The organism is Verrucosispora sp. WMMA2044 (assembly GCF_027497155.1).
GTDB classification, from domain to species: Bacteria; Actinomycetota; Actinomycetes; order Mycobacteriales; family Micromonosporaceae; genus Micromonospora; species Micromonospora palythoicola.
In genome coordinates, this window is the sequence record NZ_CP114913.1 from 802,741 (window position 1) to 825,243 (window position 22,503).

At 71.6% G+C, this 22,503-nt stretch carries 20 protein-coding genes; 14 read left to right on the plus strand and 6 right to left on the minus strand.

Translation table 11 applies throughout. The features are described from left to right. The first annotated feature begins 33 nt into the window (after positions 1–33). The 5 genes from dnaG to O3597_RS03790 all read left to right on the plus strand — a co-directional run bounded on the left by dnaG (position 34) and on the right by O3597_RS03790 (position 5,174). Positions 34–1,899, plus strand: coding sequence for a DNA primase (gene dnaG / locus O3597_RS03770; protein WP_281603259.1), 1,866 nt, complete (start codon positions 34–36; stop codon positions 1,897–1,899). A 2-nt stretch (positions 1,900–1,901) separates the two neighbouring features. Beyond that, positions 1,902–2,438, plus strand: a complete 537-nt coding sequence (locus O3597_RS03775) for a hypothetical protein (RefSeq protein ID WP_164449451.1) — start codon at positions 1,902–1,904, stop codon at positions 2,436–2,438. 148 nt (positions 2,439–2,586) lie between these two features. Further along, a complete protein-coding gene (locus O3597_RS03780; protein WP_281603260.1) occupies positions 2,587–3,519 on the plus strand; it encodes an ABC transporter ATP-binding protein in 933 nt (310 codons plus the stop codon). Positions 3,520–3,545: 26 nt separating this feature from the next. Further along, the gene (locus tag O3597_RS03785; protein WP_281603261.1) at positions 3,546–4,343 is read left to right on the plus strand and encodes an ABC transporter permease; all 798 of its coding nucleotides are present in this window, start codon (positions 3,546–3,548) and stop codon (positions 4,341–4,343) included. 21 nt (positions 4,344–4,364) lie between these two features. Continuing rightward, the gene (locus O3597_RS03790) at positions 4,365–5,174 is read left to right on the plus strand and encodes an ABC transporter permease (RefSeq protein WP_281603262.1); all 810 of its coding nucleotides are present in this window, start codon (positions 4,365–4,367) and stop codon (positions 5,172–5,174) included. A 126-nt stretch (positions 5,175–5,300) separates the two neighbouring features. Here the strand turns inward: O3597_RS03790 and O3597_RS03795 are convergent, their stop codons facing one another. Then, positions 5,301–5,537, minus strand: coding sequence for a flavin reductase (locus O3597_RS03795; RefSeq protein WP_281603263.1), 237 nt, complete (start codon positions 5,535–5,537; stop codon positions 5,301–5,303). Between the two features lie 266 nt (positions 5,538–5,803). On the opposite strand from O3597_RS03795, the gene O3597_RS03800 reads away from it, so the two are divergent. The 3 genes from O3597_RS03800 to O3597_RS03810 all read left to right on the plus strand — a co-directional run bounded on the left by O3597_RS03800 (position 5,804) and on the right by O3597_RS03810 (position 7,251). Next, positions 5,804–6,607, plus strand: a complete 804-nt coding sequence (locus tag O3597_RS03800) for a helix-turn-helix transcriptional regulator (RefSeq protein ID WP_281603264.1) — start codon at positions 5,804–5,806, stop codon at positions 6,605–6,607. After that, on the plus strand, positions 6,598–6,789 hold the full coding sequence (locus O3597_RS03805) for a DUF397 domain-containing protein (protein ID WP_269737741.1): 192 nt from the start codon (positions 6,598–6,600) through the stop codon (positions 6,787–6,789). The genes O3597_RS03800 and O3597_RS03805 overlap by 10 nt, the downstream gene beginning before the upstream one ends. Before the next feature lie 138 nt (positions 6,790–6,927). Next, positions 6,928–7,251, plus strand: coding sequence for a hypothetical protein (locus tag O3597_RS03810; RefSeq protein ID WP_281603265.1), 324 nt, complete (start codon positions 6,928–6,930; stop codon positions 7,249–7,251). Positions 7,252–7,256: 5 nt separating this feature from the next. Here O3597_RS03810 and O3597_RS03815 read toward each other — a convergent pair whose 3' ends face one another. From O3597_RS03815 to O3597_RS03835, 5 genes are all read right to left on the minus strand, one after another. Beyond that, a complete protein-coding gene (locus O3597_RS03815) occupies positions 7,257–8,225 on the minus strand; it encodes a TAXI family TRAP transporter solute-binding subunit (protein ID WP_281603266.1) in 969 nt (322 codons plus the stop codon). Then, complete coding sequence (locus O3597_RS03820; RefSeq protein WP_235945082.1) at positions 8,222–8,647, minus strand: roadblock/LC7 domain-containing protein; 426 nt, start codon at positions 8,645–8,647, stop codon at positions 8,222–8,224. The genes O3597_RS03815 and O3597_RS03820 overlap by 4 nt, the downstream gene beginning before the upstream one ends. Beyond that, positions 8,648–11,062, minus strand: a complete 2,415-nt coding sequence (locus O3597_RS03825; RefSeq protein WP_281603267.1) for a nitrate- and nitrite sensing domain-containing protein — start codon at positions 11,060–11,062, stop codon at positions 8,648–8,650. 62 nt (positions 11,063–11,124) lie between these two features. Further along, complete coding sequence (locus O3597_RS03830) at positions 11,125–12,156, minus strand: TAXI family TRAP transporter solute-binding subunit (RefSeq protein WP_281603268.1); 1,032 nt, start codon at positions 12,154–12,156, stop codon at positions 11,125–11,127. Next, on the minus strand, positions 12,153–14,258 hold the full coding sequence (locus tag O3597_RS03835) for a TRAP transporter fused permease subunit (RefSeq protein ID WP_281603269.1): 2,106 nt from the start codon (positions 14,256–14,258) through the stop codon (positions 12,153–12,155). Before O3597_RS03835 ends, O3597_RS03830 begins: the two co-directional genes overlap by 4 nt. Before the next feature lie 762 nt (positions 14,259–15,020). Between O3597_RS03835 and O3597_RS03840 the strand changes: the two genes are divergently transcribed. From O3597_RS03840 to O3597_RS03865, 6 genes are all read left to right on the plus strand, one after another. Then, positions 15,021–16,082, plus strand: coding sequence for a YihY/virulence factor BrkB family protein (locus O3597_RS03840; RefSeq protein WP_348650328.1), 1,062 nt, complete (start codon positions 15,021–15,023; stop codon positions 16,080–16,082). 183 nt (positions 16,083–16,265) lie between these two features. Beyond that, positions 16,266–17,444: an ROK family transcriptional regulator gene (locus O3597_RS03845; protein ID WP_164449460.1), complete on the plus strand. Its 1,179-nt coding sequence runs from the start codon at positions 16,266–16,268 to the stop codon at positions 17,442–17,444. Further along, a complete protein-coding gene (locus O3597_RS03850; RefSeq protein WP_281603270.1) occupies positions 17,441–19,015 on the plus strand; it encodes a sugar ABC transporter ATP-binding protein in 1,575 nt (524 codons plus the stop codon). Before O3597_RS03845 ends, O3597_RS03850 begins: the two co-directional genes overlap by 4 nt. Continuing rightward, complete coding sequence (locus O3597_RS03855; protein ID WP_164449462.1) at positions 19,012–20,130, plus strand: ABC transporter permease; 1,119 nt, start codon at positions 19,012–19,014, stop codon at positions 20,128–20,130. Before O3597_RS03850 ends, O3597_RS03855 begins: the two co-directional genes overlap by 4 nt. An 89-nt stretch (positions 20,131–20,219) precedes the next feature. Then, the gene (locus O3597_RS03860; protein ID WP_164449463.1) at positions 20,220–21,272 is read left to right on the plus strand and encodes a substrate-binding domain-containing protein; all 1,053 of its coding nucleotides are present in this window, start codon (positions 20,220–20,222) and stop codon (positions 21,270–21,272) included. 21 nt (positions 21,273–21,293) lie between these two features. After that, the gene (locus O3597_RS03865) at positions 21,294–22,502 is read left to right on the plus strand and encodes a Gfo/Idh/MocA family oxidoreductase (protein WP_164449464.1); all 1,209 of its coding nucleotides are present in this window, start codon (positions 21,294–21,296) and stop codon (positions 22,500–22,502) included. Position 22,503 lies beyond the last annotated feature (1 nt).

Genomic DNA, 22,503 nt, shown 5'->3' on the forward strand with positions numbered 1-22,503 from the left:
GCAGGGCAGGATGTAGGTCGAGGAGGTGGCGGCATGGCGGGGCGGATCCGGGACGAGGACATCGCGCTGGTCCGCGAGCGTACGTCCATCGCCGAGATCATCTCCGACACCGTGACGCTCAGGTCGGCCGGCGGCGGCAACCTCAAGGGGCTCTGCCCGTTCCACGACGAGAAGAGCCCCTCGTTCAACGTCTCGCCCGCCCGCAACGTCTGGTACTGCTTCGGCTGCGGCGCCGGTGGCGACGCCATCAAGTTCCTGATGGACGCCGAGCATCTCAGCTTCGTCGAGGCGGTGGAGCGCCTCGCCGCCCGCGCCGGCCTGCAACTGCGGTACGTGGAGGACGACCGTTCCGCACCCCGACCGAACCGTCCGCAGCAGGGGCAGCGGCAGCGGTTGGTCGCCGCGCACGCCGCCGCCGTCGAGTTCTACAGCGCGCAGTTGGCCACGGCCGGCGCGCGTCCCGCCCGCGAGTTCCTGGCCGAGCGCGGCTTCGACCGGGCCGCCGCGCAGCGGTACGGCTGCGGCTTCGCCCCCGACGGATGGGATCTGCTCACCAAGCACCTGCGTCAGCGTGGCTTCAGCCACGACGAACTGGTCACCGCCGGGCTGTCCCGCCCGGCCCGCTCGGGCAGCCTGATCGACCGGTTCCGCCGCCGGCTGCTCTGGCCGATCCGGGACCTGACCGGCGACGTGATCGGCTTCGGTGCGCGCAAACTCTTCGCCGACGACGACGGCCCGAAGTACCTGAACACCCCCGAGACACCGATCTACAAGAAGTCCCACGTGCTCTACGGCATCGACCAGGCCAAACGGGAGATCGCCAAGCAGGGACGGGTGGTGGTGGTCGAGGGCTACACCGACGTGATGGCCTGCCACCTGGCCGGCGTACCGACCGCCGTGGCGACCTGTGGCACCGCGTTCGGCGCCGACCATATCGGCGTGCTGCGCCGGCTGCTGCTGGACACCGACGCCGTCGCAGGCGAGATCATCTTCACCTTCGACGGGGACGCGGCCGGGCAGAAGGCCGCGCTGCGCGCCTTCGACGACGACCAGCGTTTCGTCGGGCGTACCTTCATCGCGGTCAGCCCCGACAACATGGACCCGTGCGAGCTGCGACTGGCAAAGGGCGACCTGGCCGTACGCGACCTGGTCGCCCGCCGCGAGCCGCTCGTCGACTTCGCGCTGCGCCACGTGATCAGCCGGTACGACCTGGACACGGTCGACGGTCGGGTCGAGGCGATGCGCCGCGCCGCGCCCCTGGTGGCGAAGCTCAAGGACCGGGAGAAGCGCCCGGAGTACGTCCGCAAGCTCGCCGGTGACCTCGGCATGGAGATCGAGCCGGTGCAGCGGGCGGTGCTGACCGCCGCCTCGGGACGGCCGGCGGACGGTCCGTCCGCCCGGCCCGCCCGGGTCGAGCCGAGTGTGGACAGCCCGCAGTCGATGGTGGAGCGGGAGGCGTTGAAGCTGGCCCTCCAGGAGCCGGTGCTGGCCGGGCCGATGTTCGACGCGGTCGAGGCGGCCGACTACCGGCACCCGGTGCACGTGGCCGTCCGGGCGGCGATCGCCGCGGCCGGCGGGGTCGCGTCGGCGGCCGGCGGCGCGGTGTGGATCGAAGCGGTACGCGACGCCTGCGACGATCTCGCCGCCCAGGCCCTGGTCGGTGAGCTGGCCGTGGAACCGTTGCGGATCGACGGCGAGCCGGACCCCCGCTACGTCTCGATCACCATGGCCCGGTTGCAGTGGGGGTCGGTCACCGCACGGATCCGGGAGCTGAAGTCCCGGATCCAGCGGATCAATCCGGTGAACAACAAGGACGAGTACTTCGCCGCCTTCGGTGAGCTGCTCTCGCTGGAGCAGCACGCCCGTGCCCTGCGCGAGCAGGCGGCGGGAGGGTTGTAGGGATGCCACTGTTCCGCCGCCGGCCGAAACTGCCACCGGCCGACCGGCCACCGCTGGAGCGCGACGAGCGGGTGCTGGCCTGGGCCGCGGCCGGCAACGGCGAGGGCGACGGGGTGGTGGTCGCCACCAACCTCGGGCTCTGGCTGCCCGGCCGGGGGCACCGGATCGGCTGGCACGACGTCGTCAAGGCCGTCTGGTCCGGCCGGGAGCTGACCGTGACCCCGGGCGAGCGGGTCGCCGAGCGGGACGGCTACCTGGTGGTCGCCGAGCTGCCGGCCGAGCGGTACCTGCTGCTCGATCCGGGTGACCTGCCGCACCAGGTACGCACCCGGGTCACCCGCTCGGTCGCGTACACCCAGCACCACGCCGTGCCCGGCGGATCCGGCCGGGTCGTCGGTCGCCGGGTGCCCGGCACCGACGGTCTGACCTGGATGGTCCACTACGACCCCGGCACCCCCACCGACGCCGCCGACGTCCTCGCCGAGACCGACCGCCTGGTCGCCGCCGCCCGCACCGCCACCACCCCCGCCGACCTCTGACAGCCCCGCGCCCCGCCTTCCCTGCGCGTCGATCATGCACTAGTGGCACTTGAAATGGGCGGAATTATCCGCTTTGTTAGGTGCCACAACTCCATGATCGACGGGTAATCGGGTGGGAAGTGTCGGGCCGGGTGTTTAGGGTCCGGGAGTGACCACGGGGCGACCATTGATTCAGGCACAGGGGCTGGTGAAGCGGTTCGGCGGCTTCACCGCCGTCGACGGCATCGACGTGGAGGTCCGCGCCGGTGAGGCGTTCGGCTTCCTGGGGCCCAACGGCGCCGGCAAGTCGTCCACCATGCGGATGGTCGGCTGCACCTCGCCGCCCAGCGGCGGCGAGCTGCGCATCCTGGGCATGGATCCGGTGCGCGACGGGCCGGCCATCCGCGCACGGCTCGGCGTCTGTCCGCAGCTGGACAACCTCGACCCGGAGCTGACCGTCCGGGAGAACCTGACGACGTACGCCCGCTACTTCGGCATCCCACGCCGGGTGGCCCGGGCCCGGGCCACCGAGCTGCTCGACTTCGTGCAGCTCGGCGACCGGGCGGACAGCAAGGTCGAGCCGCTCTCCGGCGGCATGAAGCGGCGGCTCACCATCGCCCGCGCGCTGGTCAACGAGCCGGACATCGTGCTGCTCGACGAGCCGACCACCGGTCTCGACCCGCAGGCCCGGCACCTGGTCTGGGAACGGCTGTTCCGGCTCAAGCAGCAGGGCGTCACGCTGGTGCTCACCACGCACTACATGGACGAGGCCGAGCAGCTCTGCGACCGGCTGGTGGTGATGGACGGCGGCCGGATCGTCGCCGAGGGGTCGCCGCGGGCGCTCATCGAGCGGCATGCCACCCGCGAGGTGGTCGAGCTGCGGTTCGCCGCCGAGTCGCAGGAGGCGTTCGCCGGCAAGCTGGACGCGCTGGGGGAGCGCGTCGAGGTGCTGCCCGACCGGATCCTGGTCTACGTGTCCGACGGTGACGCGGCGGTGGCCGAGGTCGCGGCGCTCGGCCTGCACCCGGCCAACGTGCTGGTCCGGCGCAGCAGCCTGGAGGACGTCTTCCTGCACCTCACCGGCCGCACCCTCGTCGACTGAGTCCGGACTTGCTGGAAGGGGCTGCCGTGACGGCACAACTGACCCGGGACCGACGCGCCCTGCCGCGGGTGCCGGCGCTGCGGGTGCTCGAATACCACCTGGTGGGTTACCGGCGCACCTGGCGGGCCGGCGCCTTCTCGTCCTTCCTGCTGCCCACGCTTACCGTGCTCGGGTTCGGGCTGGGCGTCGGGTCGTACATCGACCAGGGTGTCGGCGGCGTCTCCTACCTGGAGTGGATCGTCGGCGGGCTGCTCGCGTCGACGGCGTTGCAGGTGGCGATCGCCGAGTCGACGTGGCCGGTGTTCGGCAACCTCCAGTGGCAGAAGATCTACTTCGGGCAGCGCTCGTCGCCGCTGCGGGTGGGCGACATCCTCGCCGGCCACCTGGCGTTCGTGCTGTTCCGGGTGCTGACCTCCGTCATCGCGTTCCTCCTGGTGACCGGCGTGCTGGGGGCCCTGCGGTCGCCGTGGGCGGTGCTGACGGTGCCGGTGGCGGCGCTGCTCGCGCTGGCCGTCGCCGCGCCGACCTTCGCGTACGCGGCTTCGGTCGACTCGGACAGCTGGCTCGCCATGCTGTTCCGCTTCGCGGTGATCCCGATGACCCTGTTCGCCGGGGTGTTCTTCCCGGTCGAGTCGCTGCCGCTGGCGCTGCGCTGGTTGGCCTACGCCACGCCGCTCTGGCACGCCGTGGACCTGTGCCGGGCGGCGGTGCTCGGCGTCGCCCCGTACTGGTCGATCGCCGGCCACCTGGCCTACCTGGCCGTCTGGGCGGCCGGGGGATGGCTGCTCGCCCGCCGCGTTCTCGCCCGCCGGCTCGTCGTCTAGCTCGTCGTACAGGAGAAGGTCATGGTCGCTCTGGTGCTGCCCCGGCTGGTCGACGTCTCGGCCGCCTCGCGCCGGTCCGCGTCGGTCACCGAGCGGAACGTCGCCGCCCTGAGGTCCGTCTACTGGTTGCTGCTCATCTCCGGTTTCGTCGAGCCGCTGCTCTACCTGCTGTCCATCGGCGTCGGAGTGGGTGCGCTGATCGGCGACCTGACGTTGCCCAGCGGTGCGGTCGTCACGTACGCGGCCTTCGTCGCCCCGGCCATGCTCGCCTCGTCGGCGATGACCGGTGCGCTGGCGGAGACCACGTTCAACTTCTTCGGCAAGATGAAGTACATGAAGCTGTACGACGGGGTGATCGCCACTCCGGTGCAGCCGTTCGAGATCGCCCTCGGCGAGCTGGCCTGGGCGATGCTGCGGGGCAGCGCGTACTCGGCCGCGTTCCTCGTGGTGATGGTGGTGATGGACCTGACCGCGCCCGCCCGCGCGCTCGCCGCCTTCCCGGCGGCGGTGCTCGTCGGGTTCGCGTTCGGCGCGCTCGGCATGGCGATCTCCACGTTCATGCGCAGCTGGCAGGATTTCGACCTGATGAGCTCCGCGCAGTTCATCCTGTTCCTGTTCTCCGGCACCTTCGTGCCCGCCGAGGCATACCCGACGGTGCTGCGGTGGCTGGTCGAGGTGACTCCGCTCTACCGGGCGGTGCACCTGATCCGTGCGCTGACCGTCGACACCGGCGGCTGGAGTTGGACACTGGACGTGCTCTACCTGCTCACCGTACTGGCAGCCGGCCTGCTGATCGCCGCCCGCCGGATGAGCCGCCTGCTCTACAAGTAGCCCGCGGCCCTGCCGCGGGGGCGGTGCGGGTAGCGGAGAGTGTGGCACTCCAGGCGGCCTCCCATCGGCGTGTCGAGCGCAAGAAGTGCCACGCTTTCCGCACCGCGCACTGCACCGCACCACGTCTCAGCGGGGGCGGGCCCAGGTGAGGAAGCGGTTGGCCAGGGTCTCCGGCGGATGTTGGCCGGTGAGGTCGTCGGCCGCGTCGTACATCATGGTGCCGAGATAGATGAGCAGGCCGGTTCGGTTACCCCGGTACTCGCCGAGCAGCGCCAGCCGGGCCGGTGAGCACGGCCAGGCGGCCCCGCACACCCGGCACCGCCACGAGGGGCGCGCCGCCAGATGCGGCCGGTAGCGGGGCATCAGCGCTGCTCCGGCTCGCCGCTTCGCGACGACGTACCGTCGCAGAACCTCATTCGCATGAAGCCTCCGTCGAGGTGGAGGGGGCGCCGGCAGCCTGTCGGGTGTGCCGGCGCCCCGGCCTGGTTCCGCCCGCCGTCCGTTCCCGTGAGCGGTTCCGCTGCGTGACAGTCTGGTGAGGACGCGACTACGGTGGGAGACCCGGCGCGGTGACGACCAGCGCGTCCACGGCCGGTCGCAGGCGGTACGAGGATGTACGGAGGGTGTCCGTGGAGCGCTCGTCCATGCTGGAACACTTCGCCGAGGAGTTGCGGCTGGCGCGGGCCGGCGCTGGCCTGTCACAGGGTGCCCTGGCCGAGGCGCTCAGCTACTCGGCGGCGCTGGTGGCCAAGGTGGAGACCGGCGAGCGCCGGCCCAGCCTGGACTTCGCCCGTCGCAGCGACACAGTGTTCGGCGGGGACGGCCGGTTCGAGCGCATCCAGCGCCGAATCAGCCGGGAGACAGTGGTGCCGTGGTTCCGCGACTGGCCCGGCATCGAGGCCGAGGCCACCGCGTTGCGGTCGTTCGAGCCGCTGTGCGTGCCGGGACTGTTGCAGACCGAGGGGTACGCCCGCGCGCTGCTGTCCAGCGGCGGCCTGTTCGCCCCGGACGAGATCGAGCAGCAGGTGATGACCCGGTTGGACCGTCAGGGTGTGCTCACGCGCGACCGGCCGCCGCTGTTCACCGCCGTCATGGACGAGCACGTGCTGCGCCGCCGGATCGGCGACGCCGAAGTGATGGGCGAGCAACTGCGGCATCTCGTGAAGGTCGGCTCGACGCTGCCCCGGGTCCGGATCCAGGTCGTGCCGCTATCCGTCGGGGCCTACCCCGGCATCAACGGCCCCTTCGTGATCGCCACCCCGCCGCACGGGGAGGACGTCGTCTACCAGGAGGGTCAGCTCCACGGCCAAGTGGTCGACCGCGCCGAGCACGTCCGGCAGATGGTCGAGGTTTGGGAGTCGATCCGAGGTGAGGCACTATCACAGCAGCAGTCCCTCGACCTGATCGCGGAAGTGGCGGAGACATGGACATGACCGGTGCCCGGTGGCGCAAGAGCACCCGCAGCAACGGGCAGGGCGGCAACTGCGTGGAGGTGGCCGACAACCTGCCTGGTCTGGTGGCTGTGCGCGACTCCAAGGATCCGACCGGCCCGGTGCTGGCCTTCCCGCCCACCGCGTGGCGCACCTTCGTCGCCCACCTCCCCGTACACCCGTAGTCCCACCGCCCCCACGGCCCGGCGCCCCGCCAAGTCCTGGGCCGGTCCTCTGCGGCGGCCGTCCTAAATGGTCAATCTTGGACAGTTTCCGTTAGGCGGGCGATCAGTCGCGGGCTGCTGCTGACCGGCAACGGCCGGTTGGCCCGTGATCAGCAGTTGTCGGTGGCGGTGCTCGCCGCCGGAGCGGGTGCGGTCCTCGCGGGTGCCACGGCAGCCACCGAGGCGGGCGTACGCGGTCTGCGACCCGAGCCCCTGCACGTGCTCGTGCCGGCATCCCGTCGGGCCGGACGGAGCACCCTGCGCCAGTTGCCGATCGACATGGCCGCCGTGGTGGTGCACCGGACATCGGTCCTGCCTGCCGAGCATCTCCAGGTCGGCCGTCCGCCGCGCACGACCACCGCGCGGGCCCTTGTCGACGCCGGCTGGCGACCCGACGCCACAGATCGCGACTGCCAGCGGTGAGTGGGTCAGCCAACCTGGTAGTAGCGGGCGGCGCCGGGGTGCAGGGGGATGGGGTCGGTGGTGGCGGCGGACTCGCGGTCGAAGTTGCGGGCCTCGGGATGCGCCACGGCCAGGTCGGCCTGGTACGTGAAGAGCAGGCGGGTCAGGTCGTACGCCAGGTCGTCGGGCATGTCCGCGCTGACCAGGATCACGTTGGCGACCGTGACGGTGGGGGTGCCGGAGGGGGTGTCGTAGGCGTCGCCGGGCAGTTCGGCGGTGGTGTAGACCGAGCCGTGCGTGGTGGTCAACGGCTCGATCAGGTCGGCGACCGGCAGCAGCCGGAACCGGCCCGGTGCGCCGGTGAGCAGGTCGGCGATGCCCGGGGTGGGTAGTCCGCCGGAGAAGAACATCGCGTCGAGGGTGCCGCTGCGCATCCGGGCCACCGTCTCCGGCAACGACAGGCGGGCTCGGCGTACGTCCCGCTCCGGGTCGAGGCCGGCGGCGGTGAGCAGCCGACCGGCGATGACGTCGGTGCCGGACTTCGGCGAACCGGTGGAGACACGTTTGCCGCGCAGTCCCGCGACGTCGGCGATCTGCGCGTCGGCTCGGACGATCACGTGGGTGTAGTTGCTGTAGACCCGGGCCAGTGCCCGGACCGGCTGCGGACGTCCGTCGAAGGCGCCACGGCCGGCGGTGGCGTCCGCCGCCGTGTCGGCGAGGCTGAAGGCGATCTCCATGTCGCCGTCGACCAGCCGGGTGATGTTCTCGACGGAGGCCCCGGTCGGTTCCGCCCGAGCCTCGTAGCCGGGCAGGTGGCGGCTGATGACGTCGGCGTAGCCGCCGCCGAGCTGGTAGTAGACCCCGGTGGTGTTGCCGGTGGCCAGGAAGATGCGCCCGTCGTGCCACGGCCGAGCCTGCGGGGTGCGCTCGGCGGCGCAGGCGGGGACCAGCGCGACCGCCAGCAGCATCGCCACCAACCGCCGTCCCCGACTCATGCCGGCACCCCGCCGGATTGGTGGTCCGCCCAGGTCCGGGCCGCCGGTTCGAGCGCCTCGGCGACCCGCTGGACCAGCGTCGCCGTCTCGTACCCGATCTGGCCCAGGTCGCATCCGGCGGCGGCGAGCACGCCGAGCAGGGCGCGGTCACCGACGGCCATCACCAGCAGCACACCGCCGTCCATGTCCACGATCTGCTGTCGGACCCGGCCGGCGGACATCAGCCGGGCGGCGCCGACGGTCAGGCTGGCCAGGCCGCTGATCACGGCGGCGAGCTGGTCCGCCTGGTCGGTCGAGAGGTGCGGCGAGGCCGCCAGCCGCAGCCCGTCCCCGGAGACGGCGAGGGCGTGCGACACGTCCGGTACCTGCTCGGCGAAGTTCGCCAGAAGCCAGTCGAGGCCGGGGCTGCCGTTGGGCATCATCTAGGGTCTCCCGTTCGTCTGCTGGTTACGTCGCATCGCGTGGGCCACCCCGGCGGAGAGCGCGGACAGCCGGGCCCGTACCACCTCGGGGTCGAGCAGGTCCGGCGCGGCCTGCGGCGGCGGCATGTCGTGCAGTTCGGACTGAAGGCCGCCGCCGCGTACCCGCCGGGGCAGGCCAACCGCGGTTGCTTCCTCCGGACGGGCGGCGCCGGGCCGCCAGGCCGACGCACCGTTGGCCGACGGGGCCGACCCGTTCGGTGCGACGCCGACGGGTTGTCCGGGCGGCCGGTAGTGCGGTTGACCGGGCTGCTCGGGTGACCAGGCCGCCGCGCCGTTGCCCACCACCGGCAACGTCATCGTCGGGGCCCGATGCACGTCGGACCGGTCTGCGGCGCCGACCTCGGCGGGAGCGCCCCGGTGCCGGAACCAGGCGCCGACGGCCGGGGAAGCCGGCCGACCGACGGAGTTCGGACGGCCGGTGAGCTGCTCCATCCTGGTCAGCAGCGACTCCGGCACGTCCACCTGGGCCACCGTCCCGGCGCCGGCACTGTGCAGCCGCACCAGGATGCCGTGCCGGGCGGCCAGGTGGGCGACCACGTGCAGGCCCATGCTGCCGGCCGCCGCGCTGGACAACGCGGCCGGGGCGCGCAGCCTCTCGTTGATCTCGGCCAGCCGGTTCTCGCCGATGCCGATGCCCTGGTCGTGTACGCGCAGCGTCAGCCCGTCGACGGTGCGTCGGCCGTCCACATGCACGGGGGTGTGCGGCGGGGAGTACGACGTGGCGTTCTCCAGCAGCTCGGCCAGCAGGTGCACCAGATTGCCCACCGCCGAACCGTGCACCCCGGCGGTGGGCACGTCGATCTCGACCCGGGCGTACTCCTCGATCTCGGAGGCGGCACCGCGTACGACGTCGGCCACCAGATGCGGACCGTCCTGTGAGCGTCCGGGTTCGCCACCGGCCAGGACCAGCAGGTTCTCCCCGTTGCGCCGCATCCGGGCGGCGAGGTGGTCGAGGGCGAAGAGCCGGGCCAACGCGTCCGGATCGGTCTCCTCCTGCTCGAACTCGTCGAGCAGCCGCAACTGTCGGGTGATCAGGGTACGGATCCGCCGGGCCAGCGCCTCGACCATCCGGGTCACGTCCATCCGCAGCTCGGCCTGCGCACCGGCGAGCCGCAGCGCGGCCCGGTTGACGGTGTCGAACGCCTCGGCCACCTGGGCGATCTCGTCGCGCCCGCGGCTGATTCCCGCGGTGAGCTGCGAGGCCGTGCCCTCGGCCGGAGCACTGTCACCGGCCGCGATGGCGGTGATCCGCTCGGGCAGCTCCCGGTGTGCCATGGTCAGCGCCGCCACCCGCAGGCGGCGCAACCGGCGGCTGGTGCGGACCGCCAGCAGCGCGGCGGCGGTCAGCGAGACCAGCGCCAGGCCGGTGGTGGCTCCGCCGGTGACCAGCGCCCGTTGCCGGGCCGCCGTGGCCAGCTCGGCGGCACGCCGGTCCAACTCGTCGGAGAGTTCCCGGCCGAGCAGGTTGAACCGGCGGATGGCGCCGCTCTGGGCGACGTACCAGGCGTCGCCGTCGGCGGCCAACGCGGCCGGCTCGGTGTCGGCGTTCAACGCGCTGTCGCGCATCCGCCGCGCGGTGGAGACGTCGCTGCCGGCGATCAGACGGGTGTACGCGTCAGTGGCACGTTCCCCGGCGATCCGGGAGAACTCGGCCTGCCGCTGCTCCTGCGCGCCGCGTAGCCGGCCCAGCCGGACGAGTTCGCCCTCGACCAGCTCACCTCGCACGAAGATGGCCCGGAGCAGGTCACGTTCCAGCGACGCCAGGTGTTCCTGGGCCGCGACCGCCGCCACCTCGCGGGCGCGGTTGGCCAGCTCGGGGTCGCGTAGCTGGGCGGGCAGCGCGTCGGCGACGGCGAGCAGCGACTCCACGAGCGCCACGTAGCTCGCGTCGGCATTGTCGGTGGTGAGCGCGGCGATCCGGGCCTCGTCGAGCTGGTCGAGGTGTTCGGTCACGCCGTCGAGGTCGCGGCCGAGGTCCGGCGCGGCACGGCGAGCGTCGGAGCTGGCACTCTGGTAGCGCTCGCTGGCCTCGTCGACCCGGCGTCGCTGGGCGTCGACCAGTTGGCGGCCGGAGGTTCCGCCGCGCTGGCGCAGCGCCGCCGACTCGCCGAGTTCCCGTTCCAGCTCGTGCACCAGTGAGACGGTGGCGGTGGCGGTACCGGCCAGCACCCGGGCTCGTTCGGCGTCGGTGGAGGCGGCCAGGGCGTCACCGGTCTGGATGGCCCCCAGCACGAGCAGGCCGGCGGTGGCGATCAGGATCGGTGCGAGCAGTTGGGTACGCACCGACCAGAGTCGGCCGGTGTGGCCGGACGGACGGTTGTGCCGGCGTACGCGGGCCAGCGAGGACAGCGGCACGGGGGTCTCCCGAGGTAGGGGCGGCCGGGCCGGAGGGGAGGTACCGGCCCGGCCGCCGTCGGTCAGCTCGCGCCGAGGTCCTGCAACGCCTTGGCCGCACCCCGGTGCAGACCGACCGGGTCGGTCTTGCGGGCGGTGGCCAGGGCGATGCCGTTGGCGGCGGGATTGGCCTGGGCCAGCGCGTCCTTCTTCTCGAACACGGTCCGGGTGATGGCGCAGGCCACGTTGGCGTCGAGGTCCTTGCGGACGAGCAGCACGTTCGGGACCACGATGGTCGGGGTGTCCGCCGACGTGGAGTACACGTCCTTGCCGATCGTGCCGGCCTGGTACGCGGGGTTCAGTTCGCTCATCTTGGGCAGCAGCGGCGTGACGTCGACGAATTTCACCTTGTCGCCGGCGGTGGTGAACAGGTCGGTGAGGCCGCCGGTGGGCAGGCCGCCGGACCAGAAGAAGCCGTCGACGGTGCCGTCCTTGACGCCCTCCACGGTCTTGGTGAGGTCGAGCCGCTGGGCCTGGACGTCCGTGGCGGGGTTCAGGCCGGCGGCCTCCAGCAGCCGGTTCGCGATGACCTCGGTGCCGGATTTGGGGGAGCCGGTCGAGATCTTCTTGCCGCGCATGTCGGCCACCGAGTTGATTCCCGAGTCGGCCCGGACGACCACCTGGGTGTAGTTGTCGTAGATCCGCGCCAGCGCCTCGACCGGCTGCGGTGCGTTGAAGCTGTCCTTGCCCTCCACCGCGTTGACGGCGGTGTCGAACAGCGAGAAGGCCACGTCGTACTGGCCACCGACGAGCTGTTCGATGTTCTGGACCGACGCTCCCGTCTCGGCCGCGGTGCCGGTCAACCGGCCGCCGGTGCTGTCGGACAACTGCCCGGCCAGGGCGTTGCCGACCACGTAGTAGACGCCGGTGGCGTTACCGGTGGCGATGCCCACCCGGGTGTTCTCGGCCACCTCGCAGGTGACGGCGCTCGCGGCGTCGTCGGTGGCCGCGGCGCCCTGGCGGCCCCCGCAACCGGCGGCGACGAGGGTGAGGGCTCCCACCCCCGCCACGAGCCGCGCGTTGATCCGTCCCACACTGTCTCCTTCCTGGGTCATGCCGGTGATCCGGCTCGCGTCCCACCGGAGGGGCCGGTGGATCCGCGACGTACGAACACGCCCACCGTCATGACGCCGGCCAGCACGGCACCGATCGCGGCGGGCACGGGTTGCAGCCAGAGCAGGGTCAGGCCGGCGGCCACGCCGATCACCCGTTCCGGCACGCCCGCCGGGCCGACGCCGGGCAGCCAGCCGCCGGCCGCGACGGCCAGCACCGCGACACCGAGGGCCGTGACGACGGTGGCGACGAGGATCTGCCGGGGACCGCCGATGCCGAGCAGGCCGAGGCCGGTCGGGGTGACCACGAAGGCCAGCGGGATCAGGTACGCGGGCAGCGCGTACCGCAGGGTGTGCCACATGGTCGGCACCAACCGTCCGCCGGTGACCGCGGCGGCGGCGACGGCGGCGAGCGCGGTGGGCGGCGACACCTCGGACAGCACCGCGAAGTAGAAGACGAACATGGCGGCGGCGGGCGCGCCGACCCCGAGGTCGAGCAGGGCCGGTCCGATGATCACCCAGCCGATCACGAACGACGCGGTCACCGGGACCGCCAGGCCGAGCAGGCTGAGCGCGACGGCGGCGAGCAGCGCGGTCAGCGCGAGTACCACGGCGGGCTCGGAGCTGATCGCGCTCGCCGCGCCGACCAGCAGCGCGGCGGCCTGCGGACCGAGACCGGTCTTGGTGGTGGTGGCGGTGATGACGCCGGCCGCCGCGCAGACGACGGTGACCGCGAGGACTCCGCGTACGCCGGTGGAGAGGGCGGCGACCAGTCGGGCGGGGGTGAGCCGGTGTGCCCGGTCCAGGAAGGACAGGGCGACCGCGAGGAGGGTGGCCAGCACCACGGCCCGGGTGGCCGAGAGCCCGACGGCGAGCAGCCCGACGATGGCGAACAGGGAGGCGAAGTGATAGCCGGAGCGGGCCAGCAGCCGCCAGGCGGAACCGGCCGCGAGGGTTGCCGGACGCACTCCGGAGCGACGTGCGTCGATCTCCACGGAGAGCACGATGCCGAGGTAGTAGAGGATGGTCGGCACCATCGCCCAGCCGAGCACCTGGAGGTAGGACACGCCGAGGTACTCGGCGATGATGAAGGCCGCCGCGCCGAGCGTCGGCGGGGACAGGATGGCGCCCACGCCGGCGGCGGCGAGCATCCCGCCGGCGCGTTCCGGCGGGTACCCGGCGCGACGCAGGATCGGCCAGGTGACCGCGCCGATGCTGACGGTGGTGGCCGCCCCGGAGCCGGAGACGGTGCCGAGCAGGAATCCGGAGGCCACCGCCGTACGACCGGCGGCGGTGCGCGAGCGCCGGAACGCCGCGGCGGAGAGGTTCACGAAGAACCGGCCGGCGCCGGAGAGGTCGAGCACCGCCCCGTAGATGGTGAACAGCACGATGTACGTGGCGGCCACGTCCAGCGGGGTGCCGTAGAAGCCGCTGTCGGAGTTGTAGAAGGCGTCGACCAGTTGCCCGAAGTCCAGCCCGGCGTGCGCCACCGCCCAGGTCTGCGGCAGCAGCCCGCCGTAGTAGCCGTAGCCGAGGAAGACCAGACAGACGGCGGGCAGGATCCAGCCGGTGGTGCGCCGGCAGCCCTCCAGCAGCAGGAGCAGCAGGACGGTGCCCATCGCCACGTCCAGGCCGACCAGCAGCCCCTGCCGGTCGAGGAAGGCGTCGTAGCCGCCGCCACCGCCAGCGAGGGCGATCGGCAGCACCGGGTACAGGCAGCCGGCCAGCGCCGCGGCGGCCAGCAGCCAGTCGACCCGGCTGGGCCCGGACCGGCCGGTCGCGGTCGCGTCGGGAGCCGAGGGCCGACCCGCGAGCACCGCCCGCAGCCGGCGCGGCAGCCGCAGGTCGGCCGGGTAGGCGAGGAAGACCAGCGGGAGTACGCCGGCCAGGAAGAAGATCAGGTAGTACTTGCTGCCCTGCGCCAGCGGCCGGAACACCTGCCAGAGCGCGAGCAGGCCGATCGCCAGGGTGGCCGCGGTCAGGGCGAGGGCGACCGGCCCGGTCAACACCCGACCCGGCTTCTCGTCCTCGAACCGGCCGGCGAGTTCGGTCGGATCGATCAGGGCCGGATCGGTCCGCAGGGCGGTCGCCTCCGCCTCCGCCACTCGGCTGTGCCCGCCGTGATGCTGAGGTCCGGAATCTTCGGTGAATCGGATAGCCGACACGAGGGGGGACGATACGCGAATTGACTCCGCGTTGGGGGACATTGTCGAACATCGCTTCGCTGGGTGACTTTACATTCTTTCGTGTCACTCGAAGTGAAACAATTAAGAATAGTGTTCATGATCGGCCTGGACGTGCCGATGGGGGCGATGCGGGGCGCCCGACGAAGTGACGGTGCAGTCCGTTTTGCCGCATTGTCGACCGCCACGTGGCGGGCTGGGCGAGGCAAAAAATCTACTCAAGTGATTACGCTCCGTGCATCGAACTACGGTAGGTATCGACTCCAACCGCCTGGGTCGCGACGTGGTCGGCGGCCTCGGGCGGTCGGCCGGAGTGCGTCCCGGAGCGCATCGCCGGGCTGTCGGCGACCTCCGGCGGGCGATGACGAGACCATTTCCGCAGTGATCACATTCGCCCCGGCTCCCGCTGACGGGAAGCGAGTTCGGTGCATTTCCCAAGAGTGAGGCCACGGCTCGATGCCGACTGTTCGACCTTCGCCCGGCGGTCGCGGACCGGCCGAGGCGACCAGCCCGGCCGACGGTCGAGCTGCCGCGCGTGCCAGGTTCGGGTGGGTTACTTCCGGTCGGTGGCTGGGCATGTGTCCTGCACGATCACCGCGAGCGCAGCAGAGGGGAGGGGCGATGGCCTCCGAGGAGTCTTCCCGTCCAGACCGGCGTGACCCGGGGTCCGACCCCGTCCCCGAGGTGCGGCGGGACGAGTCGGGTGCCGAGCACGCCCGCGAGGTGCGGCGCGACGAGTCGGACGCGGACAGCCCCTCACCCGAACGGCCGGAGTCGGACGCCGACCCTGACCCGCCCGCACATCCGGGCCGGCTGTCGGGGGGCGAGTGGGTGGCGGCGCTGCGCCGGACGGTGCGCGAGTTCCGCGACGACGGCCTGACCGACTGGGCCGCCGCGCTCACCTACTACGGCGTGCTCTCCATCTTCCCGGGCCTGCTGGTGCTGGTCTCGCTGCTGGGCCTGCTGGGTCCGTCGGCCACCCGGACGGTACGGGACACCGTCGCGGAGTCGGTGCCCGAGCAGAACATCCGCCAGATCCTCGACACCGCCATCGAACAGGCCTCGCAGAACGGGGGGTTGGCCGGTGTGACCGCGATCGTCGGTCTGCTCGCCGCCTTCTGGTCGGCCTCCGGCTATGTCGCCGCCTTCATGCGCGCCTCCAACGCGATCTACGACGTGCCGGAGGGGCGGCCGATCTGGAAGACCCTGCCGATCCGGGTGGGGGTCACCGCGGTGATCGGCGTGATGCTGTTGGCCAGTGCGGTGATCGTGGTCTTCACCGGCCGCTTCGCCGAGGAGGTCGGCGCCGCCCTCGGGGTGGGACGTACGGCCGTGACGGTGTGGGACATCGCCAAGTGGCCGGTGCTGCTGGTCCTGGTCAGCCTGATGTTCGCCATCCTCTACTGGGCGTCTCCGAACGCCCGCCAGGGCGGCTTCCGCTGGGTGAGCCCCGGCGGGCTGCTGGCGGTGCTGATGTGGCTGCTGGTCTCCGGCCTGTTCGCCTTCTACGTCGGCAACTTCGGCTCGTACAACAAGACCTACGGCGCGCTCGCCGGGGTGATCATCTTCCTGGTCTGGCTCTGGCTGAGCAACATCGCCATCCTGCTCGGCGCGGAACTCGATGCCGAGTTGGCCCGGGCGCGAGCGATAAGCGGTGGCCTCCGACCGGTCGATCGAGAGCCCTATGTTGAGTTGCGCGACGACCGCAAGCTGCGCTCGAAGGGTGGTGAATCGCCTTCCCAGTGATCTTTCGGGCGCATCCACACCTAACTAGTCGCTCCCTTACGCCGAAACTTTTGCTAGATCAGGCAAAAGTTGCCGTCAGAATGCCCTAAGGTCTGGACAGCGCAGGCCGAAGCCTCCTACTGTGTCGGGCACCACACATCGGCAGTCCGTCGATGTGCACACCCCGGTGGGAGAGGTGAGCCCGTGCCCAACGCCGACCCCCTGCACGTCCGGCTGTTGCGGTTGTTACGCGACGAGGGAGCGCTGTCACGGGCCGAACTCGCCGACCGGTTGGAGATGCCCCGGCCCCGACTGCTCGCCGAGTTGGAGCGGCTGGTCGCCCTCGGCTACGTGGCGGAGGCGGGCAAGGCGGCCTCCCGGGGCGGGCGGCGGTCGACGCTTGTCGAGTTGAGTCCGGAGCTGCGCTTCGCGGCCGTCGACCTGGGCGCCAGCTCGATCGACGTCGAGGTCGTCAACGGCCGACTGGAGCCGGTGGCGGCGTACGCGGAGGCGGCCGACATCCGCTCCGGCCCCAAGGCGACCCTCCAGCGCGTCAACGAGCTGCTGCACAAGGCCCGGGTCGACGGCGTCTACGAGCGACTCGACGCGGTCGGCGTCGGCGTGCCCGGCCCGGTCAGCTTCCGCGACGGCGTGCCGGTCTCGCCGCCGATCATGCCCGGCTGGGACCGCTTCCCCGTCCGCGAGCTGCTCACCCGCGAGCACGGCTGCCCGGCGGTGGTCGACAACGACGTGAACATCATGGCCATCGGCGAACGGCACGGCGGGGTGGCCCACTCGGTCGACGACTTCCTCTTCGTCAAGATCGGCACTGGTGTCGGCTGCGGGATCTACCTCAGCGGCGACGTCTACCGGGGCACCGACGGGTGTGCCGGCGACATCGGACACATCCAGGTCGATCCCCAGGGGCCGATCTGCTCCTGCGGCAACGCCGGCTGCCTGGAGGCACTCTTCAGCGGCGCCGCCCTGGCCAAGGACGCCGTCGCCGCCGCGCGTGCCGGCACCTCACCCGCCCTGGCCGAACGGCTGGAGGCCAACGGTGAGGTCAGCGCCCTCGACGTCGCCGCCGGGGCCCTCGAAGGGGACGTGACCTGCATCCAGCTCATCCGCGAGGGCGGCCGACGGGTCGGCGGCGTGCTCGCCGGACTGGTCAGCTTCACCAACCCCTCGATGATCGTGATCGGCGGTGGACTCGCCCAACTCGGGCACATCCTGCTCGCCGAGATCCGCAGTGTCGTGTACCGCCGGTCGCTGCCGCTGGCCACCGGCAACCTGCCGGTGGTGCTCTCCGAACTCGGCCCACGGGCCGGCGTGGCCGGCGCCGCGGTACTCGCCAGCGACCTGGCCTTCGGGGAGGCGGCATGACCGGGCACGACGCCGTGAGCGGCACCGGCGGCACGCCGGTCGAGACGACCACCGGCGAGGTGGTGCTGCGCCTGACCGACGTGGTCAAGACCTTCCCGGGCGTACGCGCACTGGACGGGGTGCAACTCGAGGTACGCGCGGGCGAGGTGCACTGCCTGCTCGGGCAGAACGGTGCCGGCAAGTCCACCCTGATCAAGGTGCTCGCCGGGGTGCACCGGCAGGACTCCGGGCACGTCGAGTGGCGCGGCGGGCGGGTCGCCTTCGCCAACCCGCAGGCCGCGATGCGCGCCGGGATCGCCACCATCTACCAGGAACTCGACCTGGTCGAGGATCTGTCCGTGGCGGAGAACGCCTTCCTGGGGCACGAGCCGCGCCGGCTCGGCTTCATCCGCCGGAGCCACATGGCCAGCCGTACCCGCGAGATCCTCGGCCGGCTCGGTCACGCCGAGATCCCGCCGGGCCGGATGGTGCGGGCCCTGCCGGCGGCGGGCAAGCAGGTGGTCAGCATGGCCCGGGCGCTGTCCCACGAGGCCCGGCTGATCATCATGGACGAGCCGAGCGCGGTGCTCGCCCACGACGAGGTGGAGAACCTCTTCCGGATCATCCGCGAGCTGACCGCGCAGGGCATCGCGGTCATCTACATCTCCCACCGGCTGGAGGAGATCCGCGAGATCGGCGACCGGGTGACCGTACTCAAGGACGGCCGGACCACGGCGGCGAACCTGCCGGCCCGCGAGACCCCGACCAGCGACCTGGTCTCCCGGATGACCGGCCGCGACATCGAGTACGTCTTCCCGGACCGTCCCGCCGACACCGTGGTCGGCGACGAACTGCTCCAGGTCGACGGGTTGACCCGTAGCGGCGAGTTCGCCGACGTGTCACTCACCGTCCGGGCGGGAGAGATCGTCGGCATCGCGGGCCTGGTCGGCTCCGGCCGCTCCGAACTACTGGAGACGATCTACGGTGCGCGGGCGGCCGAGACCGGTTCGGTGCGGATGGCCGGCCGGGCACTGCGACCCGGCAGCGTCGGCGCGGCGGTCAAGGCCGGCATGGGCATGGCTCCCGAGGAGCGCAAGAGCCAGGCGCTGCTGCTCGGTGAGCCGATCTACCGCAACGTCACTCTCGCCACCTTCGCTCGCTACGCCCGCTTCGGGTTCACCGACATGGGTCGGGAGCGGGCGGAGGCCGACCGGATCGCCGAGAGCCTGGAGATGCGCCCGCGCGACGTCCGCCGGGCGGTACGCACGCTCTCCGGCGGCAACCAGCAGAAGGTGGTGGTCGGTCGTTGGCTGCTCGGCGACACGAAGCTGCTGCTGCTCGACGAGCCCACCCGGGGGGTGGACGTCGGTGCCCGGGCCGAGCTGTACCAGGTGATCCGGCAGCTCGCGGCCCAGGGTGTCGGTGTGCTGCTGGTCTCCAGTGAGGTGCCCGAGGTGCTCGGCCTGGCCGACCGGGTGCTGGTGATGCGGGAGGGACGGGTCGTCCGTACCGCCCCCGCCGACGAACTCGACGAACCCACGGTGCTCGACCTCGTCATGGCGGGGTCCCTGATGGAAGGCGCAGCGGCATGACCGATAGTCCGCCCACGACCAAGCTGCCGGCGCAGTCGCCGCCGGTGGACCCGGCCGAGACCGAGGCGGCGGGGCACGCCGCGCCGGCCGCCGTGGCGGGCCCCACCGGCGGGCTCTCCTGGTGGCACGGCGACGGCGGTGAGGGCGCCAAGCGGAATCTCGCCCTGATCGGGGTGCTGCTGGCACTTTTCGTGATCGGAGCCGCCACCCGCTGGGACCTGTACTCCAACCCGGACTGGGTCTGGGCGAACATGCTCAGCATCCTGAAGCTCGCCTCGGTGGTCGGCGTGGTCACCGTCGGGATGACCTTCGTGATCATCGGGGGTGGCATCGACCTCTCGGTCGGCGCGATCGTGGCGCTGGCCGGGGTCTGGTGCACCACGGTGGCGACCCAGAGCTTCGGCGCCGGCGGGATGATCTTCACCGCGATCATCGTCGGGGTGGCGGTCGGCCTGGTCAACGGGACGCTCATCGCGTACGGGCGGCTGGTGCCGTTCATCGCGACGCTGGCCATGCTGGTCGCCGCGCGCGGGTTGGCCGCCGAGATCTCGCAGAAGCAGACCCAGATCTCGCAGAACAGCACCATCAACGGCATCGCCAGCACCGATCTGCTCGGCATTCCGCTGCTGGTCTACATCCTGGCCGCCGTGGTGGCCGCGGGCTGGGTGCTGCTGAACCGCACCACCTTCGGGCGGCGCACGGTCGCCGTCGGCGGCAACCCGGAGGCCGCCCGACTGGCCGGCATCAACGTGCGGCTGCACACCCTGCTGCTGTACGCGCTGTCCGGCCTGTGCTGCGGCATCGCCGCCATCATGCTCACCGCGCAAGCCACCTCGGCCCAGGCGGCGATGGCGAACCTCTACGAGCTGGACGCGATCGCCGCCGTGATCATCGGAGGCACGCTGCTCAGCGGCGGGCGGGGCACCATCATCGGCTCCCTGCTCGGTGTGATCATCTTTGCCACCATCACCAACCTCTTCGCCATCAACGGTCTCTCCACCGAGGCGCAGAACATGGTCAAGGGCGGCATCATCGTCGCCGCCGTCCTGATCCAGCAGGTCCAGTTCGGCACCCTGTCCCAGTTCTTCCGTCGCAACCGGCTCACCACGAGCTGACCATCGCTGCATCCGGGTCACCGAGCAACCGACGGTGGCCGGGCTCCGTACACCCAAAATCCCCACCACTTGATAACCAGGAGGTCGTCATGACCCAGCACAGTCGCGACATGTCGCGGCGCCGGCTGCTCTTCGGGGGCGCGGCCGTCGGCGCCGGCGTACTGCTCGCCGGTTGCACCAGCAACGAGCAGGCACCGACCGAGGCGCAGACCAAGGCGGCCGACGGCAACGCCAACGCCGAGCCCGGCAAGCAGGTGACCATCGGCTTCTCCGCGCCGGCCGCCGACCACGGCTGGATCGCCGCGATCACCAACAACGCCAAGGCGCAGGCCGCCGCGTACTCCGACGTGGAGTTCAAGATCGTCGAAGCCGGCGCGGACGCGGCGGCCCAGCGGGCCGCACTGGCCACCCTGATCTCGCAGACGCCCGACGTGATCGTGCTGCTGCCGCACGACGGCAAGGAGCTGAACTCGTTCGGGCTGGAGGCGATGGCGGCCGGCATCCCGGTGGTCAACCTGGACCGGGCCTTCCCGGACGCCAAGGCGTACCGGCTCCAGATCAAGGGCGACAACTACGGCATGGGCGTCTCGGCGGCCACCTTCATCGCCGAGCAGCTCAAGGCCAAGGGCGTGAGCAACCCGGTGATCGCCGAGATCGCCGGGATGGACGAGTTGGAGCTGACCCAGGAGCGGACGCAGGGCTTCAACGACACCCTGGCCCAGCACGGCCTGAAGGTGAAGAACCGCCGGGCGGCGCGGTTCACCGCTGACTCCGGTCAGCAGGAGGCGAGCCAGCTGTTGCAGGCCGAGCCGAAGATCGACGCCATCTGGAACCACGACGACGACCAGGGCATCGGCGTGCTGGCCGCGATCAGCCAGGCCAGCCGCAACGAGTTCTTCATGGTCGGCGGCGCCGGCTCGAAGAAGGCGATGGAGGACATCCTGGCCGACAACACGGTGCTCAAGGCCACCGTGACCTACAGCCCGTCGATGGCGTCCTCGGCCATCTCGCTGGCCCGTCTCATCGGCCAGGGCCGGGGCATGTCCGACCTGGTGGAACTCCAGGTTCCCAAGGAGATTGTCCTCGCCTCCGAAACGATCACCAAGGAGAACGCGAGCGACTACCTCAAGCTCGGGTTCTGACACAACGGGGGGAGACCCACCTTGTCCACGAAAGAGAACGAACTGCGGGTCGGCATGGTCGGCTACGCCTTCATGGGCGCCGCGCACTCCCAGGCGTGGCGGACCGTGAACCGGGTGTACGACCTGCCTGCGCGGGCCCGGATGGCGCTCATCTGCGGCCGGGACTCCGCGAAGGTGGCCGAGGCCGCCGACCGGCTCGGCTGGCAGGAGCACACCACGGACTGGCGAGAGTTGGTGAACCGCCCGGACATCGACGTGGTCGACATCTGCACACCGGGTGACAGCCACGCCGAGATCGCGCTGGCCGCGCTCGCCGCGGGCAAGCACGTGCTGTGCGAGAAGCCACTGGCCAACACGGTCGCCGAGGCGCGGGAGATGGCCGCCGCGGCGGCCACCGCCCGGGCCGGCGGAGCGCGGTCGATGTGCGGCTTCAACTACCGACGGGTGCCCGCGGTGGCGCTGATGCGCCAGCTCGTCGCCGACGGGCGGTTGGGCGAGATCCGGCACGTCCGGGCCACCTACCTGCAGGACTGGATCGTGGACCCGCAGTTCCCCCTGGTCTGGCGGCTCCGTAAGGAGGTGTCGGGCTCCGGTGCGCTCGGTGACATCGGCGCGCACATCATCGACCTGACCCAGTACGTCACCGGACAGCTGATCAGCGGGGTCAGCGCGGTGACCGAGACCTTCGTCAAGGAGCGGCCGTTGCCGGCCGAGTCGAGCGGGTTGGCGGCGCAGGCCGACGGGGCCGGTGCCGCCACCGGTCCGGTCACCGTCGACGACGCGGCGATCTTCGTGGCCCGGCTGGACGGCGGGGCGCTCGCCACGTACGAGGCGACCCGGTTCGCCACCGGACGCAAGAACGCCCTCCGCGTGGAGATCAACGGGTCACTGGGCAGTGTCGCCTTCGACCTGGAACGCCTCAACGAACTGGAGTTCCTCGACGCCACCCGGCCCGCCGCCGAGCAGGGTTTCAACCGGATCCTGGTGACCGAGGCCGAGCACCCGTACCTGTCGGCCTGGTGGCCGCCGGGACACATCATCGGCTACGAGCACTCCTTCACCCACCAGATGCGCGACTTCATCGAGGCGGTGGCGACCGGGGTCGACCCGTCGCCCTCGTTCGACGAGGCGTTGCAGGTGCAACTGGTGCTGGACGCGGTGACCCGTTCGGCAGAACTGGGCTCCTCGTGGGCCGAGGTGGAGCCGTCACTGGCACCGGTCGCCGCCTGAA